This window comes from Pseudomonas sp. BF-R-19 (genome assembly GCF_019956445.1).
In the GTDB taxonomy this organism is placed as follows: domain Bacteria; phylum Pseudomonadota; class Gammaproteobacteria; order Pseudomonadales; family Pseudomonadaceae; genus Aquipseudomonas; species Aquipseudomonas fluorescens_BH.
This window is the reverse complement of the sequence record NZ_JAHBDN010000113.1, coordinates 1-11,007: the sequence shown is the minus strand read 5'-3', so window position 1 is coordinate 11,007 and position 11,007 is coordinate 1. Positions and strand designations below refer to the sequence as shown.

Sequence of the window (11,007 nt, the reverse complement as noted above, 5' to 3'; positions counted from 1 at the left end):
GATGTCGACTGACACGGCCCCTTCGCGAGCAAGCCCGCTCCCACAAGGGGAGGTGTGTTGTGTGGTCAGTCGCGGTAAACCGGGAAGTCCGCGCACAGGGCGGCCGCCTGCCGTGCGACATTGGCCTCGATATCGGCATCGCCGAGGTGATCGAGGATGTCGCAGATCCATCCCGCCAACGCGATGCTCTGCGCTTCCTTGAAGCCACGGCTGGTGATCGCCGGCGTGCCAATACGCAGACCGGAGGTCACGAACGGCGATTGCGGGTCGTTGGGCACGGCGTTCTTGTTCACGGTGATGCCGGCGCGACCGAGGGCGGCGTCGGCATCCTTGCCGGTCAAGCCCTGGCGGATCAGGCTGACCAGGAACAAGTGGTTGTCGGTGCCGCCGGACACCACGTCGTAACCGCGCTCGATGAAGACCTGCGCCATGGCCTGGGCGTTGCGGATCACTTGCGCCTGATAAGTCTTGAACGCCGGCTCCAGCGCTTCCTTGAAACACACGGCCTTGGCAGCGATCACGTGCATCAACGGCCCACCCTGACCACCAGGGAACACCGCGGCGTTGAGCTTTTTCTCAAGTTCAGGATTGGCCTTGGCCAGGATCAAACCGCCACGGGGACCGCGCAGGGTCTTGTGGGTGGTGGTGGTCACCACGTCGGCGTAGGGCAGCGGGTTCGGGTACAGACCGGTGGCTACCAGCCCGGCGACGTGGGCCATGTCGACGAAGAAATACGCGCCGACCTTGTCGGCGATCTGGCGGAAACGCGGGAAGTCCAGGGTCTTCGAATAGGCCGAGAACCCGGCGATGATCATCTTCGGCTTGTGCTCGACCGCCAGGCGCTCGACTTCGTCGTAGTCGATCAGGCCCGTGGTGGTGTCGATGCCGTACTGCACGGCGTTGTACAGCTTGCCGGAAAAACTCACCTTGGCGCCGTGGGTCAGATGACCGCCATGGGCCAGGCTCATGCCCAGCACGGTGTCGCCGGCTTGCAGCAGGGCCAGATAAACCGCGGCGTTGGCCTGGCTGCCGGAGTGCGGCTGGACGTTGGCGTAATCGGCGCCGAACAGCCGTTTGGCGCGGTCGATGGCCAGTTGCTCGACCACATCGACATGCTCGCAGCCGCCGTAGTAACGCTTGCCCGGATACCCTTCGGCGTACTTGTTGGTCAGGCCGCTGCCCTGGGCTTGCATCACCCGCTGGCTGGTGTAGTTTTCCGAGGCGATCAGTTCGATGTGGTGTTCCTGCCGCGCATCCTCGGCGTTCATCGCCGCCAGCAGTTCGTCGTCGTAGCCTTTGATCTGGTCGTGCTTGCTGAACATGGTGTGGTCCTTTTGCGGATTCGGGAAATGCCCAGGGGGCTTCAGGCGTCGGCGTGTTCTGCGGTCAGGCGTTCATAGGCGTCTTGATCCAGTAGATCGCTCAACGCCTGGACATCGACCGGTTTGAAGCGAAAGAACCAGCCCTCACCCAAGGGGTCTTCGTTGACCAGTTCCGGGGTGCTTTCCAGCGTCGCGTTGATCTCGACCACGTCACCGTCCAGCGGCATGCCGATACTGCTGGCGGCTTTCACCGACTCCAGCACCGACACTTCAGCGCCTGCATCGAAGGCGCCCAGCTCAGGTACCTGAACGAACACCACATCCCCCAGCGCCTGCTGGGCAAACGCCGTGATGCCGACGGTGACCAGGCCATTGCTCTCGAGGCGCAACCATTCGTGATCGACGGTAAAACGCAATTGGTTCATCTCAACTCCTTATTGTTTTAAGGCTCGTGGCGGGGCGACGAGCGGGGTTGCAGGAGTGATAGCAAGGGCGGTGCCAATGTTTTTTATTCGTTTTAAATCAATGGCTTGAAGTTATTTTATTAAGTGCGAGAGATTTCATCCGTATTGAAATCAATACAGACAAGCAGGGCTGTGGGCGCAGACGCCGTAATTGCGGGTGGGAAAGGTTTTGTCTTGATTTTGCTACGCTGTATCGATTTGCAGACGGAGAGCCCGGCAACAACACTGATCCCCTGTGGGAGCCAGGTTCAGGGTTTGTTGGGAATCCCGTACTTGCGTAATCGAATCGCGATGGCGCTATGGGAAGTCTGCAACCGCGCCGCCAGCAACCGGCTGGACGGATAGCTGCGATAAAGCTGTTCCAGCAGGTTCTTCTCAAAATCGCCAACCGCTTCTTCCAGGCTGCCGACTTCGCCGTCGTTTTGCCGCTCTACCGCGGTGCGCGCAATGTCCAGGTCGTCGATGTCCACCAGCGGGTTTTCGCAAATCGCCGCCGCGCGAAAGATCACGTTTTGCAGTTGCCGCACGTTGCCCGGCCAGCGGTTGCCGAGCAGGGCGCTGAAGGTGCTCGGTGCCAAACGACACGTCGGTCGCTGGATCTGCGCGCAGGCCTGTTGCATGAAGTGATTGGCCATCAGCAGGATGTCGTGACCGCGTTCGCGCAGCGGCGGCACTTGCAGGTTGAGCACGTTGAGGCGGTAGAACAGGTCTTCGCGAAAACGCCCTTCGGCGACCATTTTTTCCAGGTCGCGGTGGGTGGCGCTGAGCACCCGCACATTGACCCGTACTTCTTTGTCGCCACCGACCCGACGGAAGCAACCATCGCTCAAGAAACGCAGCAACTTGGCTTGCAGATAGGGCGACATTTCCCCCACTTCATCGAGAAACACCGTGCCCTGATCGGCCAGTTCCAGCAGGCCGAGCTTGCCACCCCGTTGCGCACCGGTAAAGGCGCCGGGGGCGTAGCCGAACAGCTCGCTTTCGGCCAGGCTCTCCGGCAGTGCCGCGCAGTTCAGGGCCAGGAACGGCGCGTCGTGCCGTGGGCTGATGGCATGACAAGCGCGGGCCACCAGCTCCTTGCCGGTGCCGGTTTCACCCTGGATCAGCAACGGTGCATCGAGGGCCGCCACCCGTTGCGCGCGGGCCTTGAGCGCACGGATCGGCGGCGATTCGCCGAGCAGCGCATCGAAGCCTTCGGCATGGTCATGGTGCAGCGCCGACAGGCGTTCGCCAATGCGATTGGGTTGATACAGGGTGAGCAGGGCGCCGGCGTCGGTGATCGGCATCGCATCGAGCAGCAAGGTCTGGCCGCCGAGGCTGACCTCGTGCATCGGCAGGCGGAAATGCTGAGCGATCAAGGTGCGCTGCAATTGCGGATCATCGAACAGCGTGGTCAACGATTCACCGGCCGGCTCGCGCCCGCAAAGGGCGATCAGCGCCGGGTTGGCCAGCAGCACATGGCCGCGGTCATCCACCGCCAGCACCGGGTCGGAACTGGCTGCCAGCAACGCGTCCAGTTGCAGGCGCCGGCGTTGCCCCGGAAGGATGTCGACCATGGTCACCGCTTGCACGCCGTGCACGCCGAAAAGCGCTTCGCGCAACTCCTCCAACACCTCGGCGCCGAGGGTCGGTGCATCGATGTAGACGTTCGGCGGCACCATCTCCACGGCGTCCAGGTTGAAACTGCGTCCACCGAGCAGGGCCAGCACTTCCTGGGTGATGCCGACGCGGTCGATGAAGGTGACGTGGATGCGCATGACGGGCCTGCAAGGTTGGCGAACCGAATCAGTATGCCCGGCAAAATTTGAATTTGGCGAGTGTCACATCACGGCTTGCCGGTTTTACGGGTGCTGGCGGCCAGGTCCTCGAGGAACGCCTGGAGGATAGGTGGCGGTGCCGTGCCGCGACGGGTGATCACGTCGAACGGCGATTTCAGGCGCAGGCTAGCCGGCGCGAGTTGGTGCATCTCGCCGCTCTTGACCCATTGGGCGGCGAAGTGCTCAGGCAGAAAACCCAGGTAGGCACCGGAAATGATCAGGATCGCGGTGGCTTCGATGTTGTCCACGGTGGCGGCCGCCTTGCTGACGCCCAGGTGTTCGAGGTCGTATTGCTGCATGTAGCCGCGCACGACGATGCGCCCCGCAGCGACCTCTTCGAGCAACTCCTCACCTTCGGCGTGGCTGCCGTACAACGGGTGACGCCGGCCGCAATACAAGCCCAGGGCTTCCTGGTACAGCGGTGATTGCAGCAACCCAGGCACATGGATCGGAAAGTGCCCGATGGCCAGGTGCAGGCGACCGTCGAGCACCCGTTCTTCGAGTTCAGCCGGGGTGCCGACGTACACGTTCAGGTGCACGTCATGGCCTCGGGAGACGAAGCGCTGGGTGGTGTGCGGGATCGGCGAGTCGGGGTCTGTGATCGTGGTGTCGATGATCCCCAGGTTGAGCTTGCCGCTGATGTGCTGCTTGAGCACGTCGGCGTCCATGCAGAAGTTTTCCACCGCCGACAGCAGGCGCTGGGTAGCTTCATGAATCGCCACGCCTTGTTCGGTCAGGCGAAAGCCGCTGCGGCCGCGCTGGCACAGCTTGACCCCGAGGCGGGTTTCCAGATGGGTCATCTGTTCGCTGATGGTCGACTGACCGGCATTGAGCGCCGCCTGCGCGGCCGAGAAACCGCCGCAGCGCACAATCGTGGCAAACACCCTGAGCAGTTTCAGGTCGACATCGTGCAGCTGGATCATCTTGGACCTCCGGCATGGGGACGCATCGGGAATACCGATATGAGTATCTGATGTTTAGCATTTTTTCCACGAAAACCTGCGCCCATAGTCTTTCCAACGGCGGTCGCCTTGCAGTCCGTCAAGCCGATAACAAGAAGTGGAGAGGCTAGAAATGTCGAACAACGGTTATGAATCCGGTCGCCTGAACCTGCCATTCGTGGGTCATTGCACCTTTGGCAAATCCCCGGTGTGCACCGATTGGGATGCACTGGATGCCGACGTCGCGGTGCTCGGCGTGCCCAACGACATGGGCACCCAGTGGCGCTCCGGCGCACGCTTCGGACCACGCGGGATTCGCGAAGCATCGACGCTGTTTTCCTTCGGCCACGCTGGCGCCTACGACCACGAAGATGACGTGATGTACCTCACCGCATCGGACGTGCGCATGGTTGACGTCGGTGATGCCGACATCGTCCACACCGACATGGCCACCAGCAACAAGAACACCGAATACGCCGTGCGCAAGATCCTCGATGCCGGCGTGATGCCGGTGGTGCTCGGCGGTGACCACTCGGTGCACGCGCCAGTGATCAAGGCCTTCGAAGGCCGCGGCCCGATCCACATCATCCACTTCGATGCGCACCTGGATTTCGTCGACGAACGCCACGGTGTTCGCTACGGCCACGGCAACCCGCTGCGCCGCGCTTCGGAAATGAACCACATTGTCGGCATGACCCAGATGGGCATTCGCAACGTGTCGTCGTCCAACCGCGACGACTACGAAGCAGCCCATGAAGCCGGCTCGAAAATCCTCTCGGTGCGTGACGTGCGTCGCCTTGGCGTCGAGGGTGTGCTGGCGCTGATCCCGCAGGACATCAACTACTACATCACCATCGACATCGACGGTTTCGACCCGTCCATCGCCCCCGGCACCGGCACCCCTAGCCACGGCGGCTTCCTCTACTACGAAGTGCTGGAAATCATCCAGGCCCTGGCCAAGCGCAGCAAGGGCAACATCGTCGGCATGGACCTGGTGGAAGTGGCACCGGTCTACGACCCGACCGGCATGACCTCGATCCTCGCCGCGCAACTGCTGCTCAACAGCATCGGTTTCATCTTCCACGAACGGGGCAAGGTGCGGGCGGCCGCCGAGAGCGAAACCACTTCAGCCTGATCATCGAAACCACAAAAACCCGGCAGGACCTGACTGCCGGGCAGAGAGAACAAAAATGGACACGATCGTCAAAAGTTACCTGCAGAAATTCGGCGTCAGCGAAGCCACCCAGACCTTCCTCAGCAAGGTCCAGAAAATGTTCATCGGCGGCGCCTGGGTCGAAGCCAGCGACGGCCAGACTTCCGATGTGATCGAACCCTCGACCGAAGGCCTGATCACCCGCATTCCCATGGGCACCACCGATGACCTGGACCGCGCCGTGCAAGCCGCCCGTGCGCAGTTCGACGGCGGCGCCTGGCGCCAGGCCAAACCGGCCGAGCGCGAGCGCATGATGCAGCGCCTGGCCGACCTGATCGAACAGAACGCCGCGGAGCTCGCGGAAATCGAATCCATCGACATGGGCAAATCGGTGGCCTTCGCCAAGGACGTCGACATCCAGGGCACCGTGGATACCCTGCGATACTTCGCCGGCTGGGCCACCAAGCTGCATGGCCGTACCGTCGAACCTTCGCTGCCGGGCAACTACCTGGCCTATACCCGCAAGGAAGCGGTCGGCGTAGTCGGCGCCATCGTGCCGTGGAACTTCCCGCTGCAAACCATGGCCTGGAAGCTCGGCGCGGCGCTGGCAACCGGTTGCACCGTGGTGGTCAAGCCCGCCGAACTGACTTCGTTGTCGGCCCTGCGTTTCGCTGAACTGGTGCAGGAAGCGGGCATCCCTGACGGCGTGATCAACATCGTCACCGGGCGCGGCAGCGTGGTCGGTGCGGCCATGGCCACCCACCCTGGCATCGACAAACTGACCTTCACCGGCTCGACCCCGGTCGGCCAGACTGTCGGCCGTGCAGCGCTGGATGACATGAAGCGCCTGACCCTCGAACTCGGTGGAAAATCACCGGTCATCGTCTGCGCCGACGCCGACATCCCGGCCGCCGCCCAAGCGGTCGCCAACGGCGTGTTTTTCAACTCCGGGCAGGTATGCGACGCCGGTACACGGGCCTATATTCATAGCAGTGTCTACGACGAATTCCTGCGTGAGCTGATCGCCTACACGCGCACCCTGAAAATGGCTCCGGGCCTGGATCCAGATTGCTTCATCAGTCCGCTGGTTTCTGCCCTGCAAAAGCAGCGCGTGACCGAGTACATCGAAACCGGCAAGTCCGAAGGCGCCGAACTGGTCTACGGCGGCCAACCGGTCGATGGCCCTGGCTTCTTCGTCGAGCCGACCATCTTCGCCAACTGCCGCAACGACATGCGCATTGTCCAGGAAGAAATCTTCGGCCCGGTGCTGGTCACCGCACCGTTCGACGACGAGGAAGAGGCGCTGGCCCTTGCCAACGACTCGCCTTACGGCCTGGCGGCGGCGCTGTACTCCAACGACCTGGGCAAGGTGCACAGCCTGATTCCACGTCTGAAGGCAGGCTCGGTCTACGTCAACGCCCACGGCACCCTCGATCCGTCGATGCCGTTCGGTGGCTACAAGCAGTCCGGATTCGGCAAGGACCTGGGCGCCGAGCAGCTCGACTACCTGCTCGAAACCAAGGCGGTGTGGATCACGCTGCCAAGCTGACGCCACCCCTTTGTAGGAGCGAGCTTGCTCGCGATGGTCGTTAACGAATACGCGTGCTTGCTGGTTAAACGCGGCGCACCCGAATTCATCGCGAGCAAGCTCGCTCCTACAGGTTTTATGCCATTTGCAACGTTGAAATTCGGGAACGGCAAGGACGCGCCCCGGGAGTCGTTCACCCGAAAGAACGCGGTTATCTCGTCATGATCTTCCAACAATAAGAGTCCATCATGAACACTAACGCCAAGTCCGCCCCGAGCGTGTCCAGCCTCGACGAAAAATCCGTCGTCGAGGGGCATTCGATTGACTTCATCCCCGAGAACGAGCGCACTGACAAGCTGGCCAGTCAGGGCCCGTTCTGGTTCCTCGGCAATTTCACCTTCTTCACCATGACCATCGGCTTCGTCGGCCCAAGCGTCGGCCTGACTGCGCTATGGACCACGCTGGCCGGTACGCTGGGCATCATGTTCGGCACGCTGTTCATGGCATTCCACGGCTCCCAGGGCCCGCACCTTGGCCTGCCGCAGATGATCCAGTCCCGTGCGCAGTTCGGTTATCGCGGGGTGATCCTGGTGCTGCTGGCGACGCTGTTCGTGTTCGCCGGTTTCAACATCGTCAACCTGGTGCTGATGATGCAGGGGCTGCACACGCTGTTCGGGTTCAACCCGGCGGTGATCGCGGTGGCGGTGACCATACCGGCGGCGGTGCTGGCGATTCTCGGCCATGACTGGATGCACCGCAGCTTCAAATGGGCGTTGTACCTGTCGCTGCCGCTGTATGGCCTGGTGACCGTGGCGGTGGTGATGGGCTGGGTGCCGGATGCAGTGCTGCCGGCACTCGCGGAAGGCGAGGTGGCCCGGGAGCCGCTGGGTTTCAACTGGACCGGTTTCATCGCGCAGTTTGCGGCGGCCGCCAGCTACAACATCGCCTATGCGCCTTATGTGTCGGACTATTCGCGCTACCTGCCGAAAAACACCTCCAGCGGCAAGCTGATCGCCGTGGTGTTCCTCGGGGCGTCGCTGTCCGGTGCATGGATGATTTCCGTGGGTGGCTGGCTGGCCGATCACCTGCACACCACTGACGTGCTGGTCGCCCTCGGGCAAGTCGGCAACACCGTGTCGCCGCTGGTGGGCACGGCGGTGGTGGTGGTCACCATCCTGGCGTTCCTGCCGGTGATCGCGATGAACATCTACAGCGCCAAGCTGACCACGCTGACCTGCGTCGACTCAATCAAGCACATCGAACCCACCCGCAAGGCACGCATCCTGGCCATCGGCTTCGTGATCCTGCTGCAACTGGGCGTGGCCCTGAGCATCCAGAGTTCCGGCAAAGGCCTGTCGGTGCTGGGGATCTACCTGGTGGTGATGCTGTACTTTCTGGTGCCCTGGACCTCGGTCAACCTCACCGACTACTTCTTCGTGCGCAAGGGCCGCTACGCCATCCCGCACTTCTTCATGCCCCACGGCAACATCTACGGCAGCTGGGGGCTGCGCGGCATCGCCGCCTATGCCATCGGCTTTATCTCGATGATCCCGTTCTTCTACATCTACGACGGCGTTGAACAGCGCGAAGTGTATGTCGGCCCGCTCGCCAAGGCGCTGGGCAGCATCGACATCGCCTGGCTGGTTGGGCTGATCGTGTCGGGCGTGGCGTACTACTGGCTGAGCCGCTCGATTGATCTGAAACGCGAAGAAGCGGTGATCCAGCAGATCGAGAAAAACTCCCCGCAATACACCACTGGCGACACGCTGACCCACAAACAGCAGCCACAGCCGGTGTTCACTGAATCGACGGTCGGGAGATAACTATGACCACGCAAAGAATGACCACGCAAAAAATGGCTACGCAAAAATACGACTACATCATCATTGGCGCAGGCTCGGCAGGTTGTGTGTTGGCCAACCGCCTGAGCGAAGACCCGGCCACCTCGGTGCTGGTCCTGGAATTCGGCGGCAGTGACAAGAGCGTAGTGATCCAGATGCCGAGCGCATTCTCGATCCCGATGAACACCAAGAAGTACAACTGGCGCTACGAAACCGAGCCGGAGACCCACCTCAACGGCCGACGCATTCACTGCCCACGGGGCAAGGTGCTGGGCGGTTCGTCGTCGATCAACGGCCTGGTGTACATCCGTGGTCACGCGTTGGACTTTGACGAGTGGGAATCCCTGGGGGCCGAAGGCTGGGGCTATCGCAACTGCCTGCCGTACTTCAAGCGTGCCGAGAGCTATGAGTCGGGTGGCGACAGCTATCGCGGGCAGACCGGGCCGCTGCACACCACCAACGGCAACCACATGAAAAACCCGCTGTACGGTGCCTGGGTCGAAGCCGGTGCGGAGGCGGGCTACATCAAGACCGAAGACTGCAACGGCTACATGCAGGAAGGTTTCGGCGCCATGCACATGACCGTGAAGAACGGCGTGCGCTGCTCCACGGCCAACGCCTACCTGCGCCCGGCCATGGGCCGTCCGAACCTGACGGTGATCACCCACGCGATGACGCGCCAGGTCATTCTCGAAGGCAAGCGTGCGGTTGGGGTCATGTATGACCACGGTGGCCAGACCCACCAGGTGTATTGCAACCGCGAAGTGCTGATCTCGTCGGGGCCAATCGGCTCGCCGCACCTGCTGCAACGCTCGGGCATTGGCCCGGCGGACGTCCTGCGCAAGGCCGGGATCGGCGTACGCCACGACCTGCCGGGCGTAGGGGAGAACCTGCAGGATCACGCCGAGGTGTACATCCAGTTCGGTTGCAAGGAACCGGTGACCCTCAACAACAAGATGGACCCGCTGAGCAAACTGATGATCGGTCTGCGCTGGCTGCTGTTCAAGGACGGCCTGGGCGCCACCAACCACTTCGAGGCTGGTGGTTTCATCCGCTCCGAGAAGGGCCTGCGCTGGCCGGACATCCAGTTCCACTTCCTGCCGGCGGCGATGCGCTACGACGGCAACAAGCCGATCAAGGGCCACGGCTTCATGGTGCTGACCGGACCGAACAAACCGAAAAGTCGCGGTTACGTGCGCGTGCGCTCGGCCGATCCGTATGAGCATCCGGAAATCCGCTTCAACTACCTGGAGCGGGAAGAGGACCGCGAAGGCTTCCGCCGCTGCATTCGCCTGACCCGCGAGATCATCGGCCAGAAAGCCATGGACCGCTTCCGCGACGGCGAAATCGCCCCGGGCGCGCAGGTGACCAGCGATGAAGACCTCGACGCCTTCGTGCGTGACAACCTGGAAAGCACCTACCATCCATGCGGTTCGTGCCGCATGGGCGAGGACGACATGGCGGTGGTCGATTCCGAATTGCGCGTGCGTGGCATCGCCGGTCTGCGGGTGATCGATTCGTCGGTGTTCCCGACCGAGCCGAACGGCAACCTGAATGCTCCGACTATTATGCTCGCCGAGCGGGCGTCCGATCTGGTGCGTGGCGCGCAGATGTTGCCGTCAGCGGATGTGCCGGTGGGGCTGGTCGAAGGCTGGGAAAGCAGCCAGCGTACTTCGCTGCCGGGGCGTAACGTGCGGGTCTGACGGCAATCCGTAATCCAATGTGGGAGCCTAATGTGGGAGCGGGCTTGCTCGCGAAAGCGGCGTGTCATTCAGCATTTATGTCGACTGACACGGCCTCTTCGCGAGCAAGCCCGCTCCCACATCTATGGTTACCCCCTTTTCTGCAATACTGTTGTTGATGTCGTGTTTGGCTTGCTTTCATCTATCCGGCGTCTGAGTTGGGGTTGTCGCCCCGCGCCTCGATGAGAATCGATGCCCA

The 11,007-nt window shown here is 62.2% G+C and carries 8 protein-coding genes; 4 read left to right on the top strand and 4 right to left on the bottom strand.

Annotation, left to right across the window (positions count from 1 at the left end):
• Positions 1–65: 65 nt before the first annotated feature.
• The 4 genes from glyA to KGB28_RS29335 all read right to left on the bottom strand — a co-directional run bounded on the left by glyA (position 66) and on the right by KGB28_RS29335 (position 4,526).
• Positions 66–1,322 carry a serine hydroxymethyltransferase gene (gene glyA, locus KGB28_RS29350; RefSeq protein ID WP_223448995.1) on the bottom strand — a complete coding sequence of 419 codons (1,257 nt, stop codon included), beginning with the start codon at positions 1,320–1,322 and terminating at the stop codon, positions 66–68.
• 41 nt (positions 1,323–1,363) lie between these two features.
• Entirely contained in the window at positions 1,364–1,747 is a 384-nt protein-coding gene (gene gcvH / locus KGB28_RS29345) for a glycine cleavage system protein GcvH (RefSeq protein ID WP_223448994.1), read from the bottom strand.
• A gap of 287 nt (positions 1,748–2,034) precedes the next feature.
• Positions 2,035–3,543 (bottom strand): sigma-54-dependent transcriptional regulator, encoded by a 1,509-nt coding sequence (locus KGB28_RS29340; RefSeq protein WP_223448993.1) that lies wholly within the window; start codon positions 3,541–3,543, stop codon positions 2,035–2,037.
• A 68-nt stretch (positions 3,544–3,611) separates the two neighbouring features.
• Complete coding sequence (locus tag KGB28_RS29335; protein WP_223448992.1) at positions 3,612–4,526, bottom strand: LysR family transcriptional regulator; 915 nt, start codon at positions 4,524–4,526, stop codon at positions 3,612–3,614.
• Between the two features lie 151 nt (positions 4,527–4,677).
• Here KGB28_RS29335 and speB point away from each other — a divergent pair, with 151 nt between their 5' ends.
• The 4 genes from speB (at position 4,678) to betA (ending at position 10,769) form a co-directional block, all read left to right on the top strand.
• Entirely contained in the window at positions 4,678–5,679 is a 1,002-nt protein-coding gene (gene speB / locus KGB28_RS29330) for an agmatinase (RefSeq protein ID WP_223448991.1), read from the top strand.
• Positions 5,680–5,734: 55 nt separating this feature from the next.
• Positions 5,735–7,246: an aldehyde dehydrogenase family protein gene (locus KGB28_RS29325; protein WP_223448990.1), complete on the top strand. Its 1,512-nt coding sequence runs from the start codon at positions 5,735–5,737 to the stop codon at positions 7,244–7,246.
• Positions 7,247–7,473: 227 nt separating this feature from the next.
• Positions 7,474–9,048 (top strand): purine-cytosine permease family protein, encoded by a 1,575-nt coding sequence (locus KGB28_RS29320; protein ID WP_223448989.1) that lies wholly within the window; start codon positions 7,474–7,476, stop codon positions 9,046–9,048.
• 32 nt (positions 9,049–9,080) lie between these two features.
• A complete protein-coding gene (betA, locus tag KGB28_RS29315; protein WP_223448996.1) occupies positions 9,081–10,769 on the top strand; it encodes a choline dehydrogenase in 1,689 nt (562 codons plus the stop codon).
• The last annotated feature ends 238 nt before the right edge of the window (positions 10,770–11,007 follow it).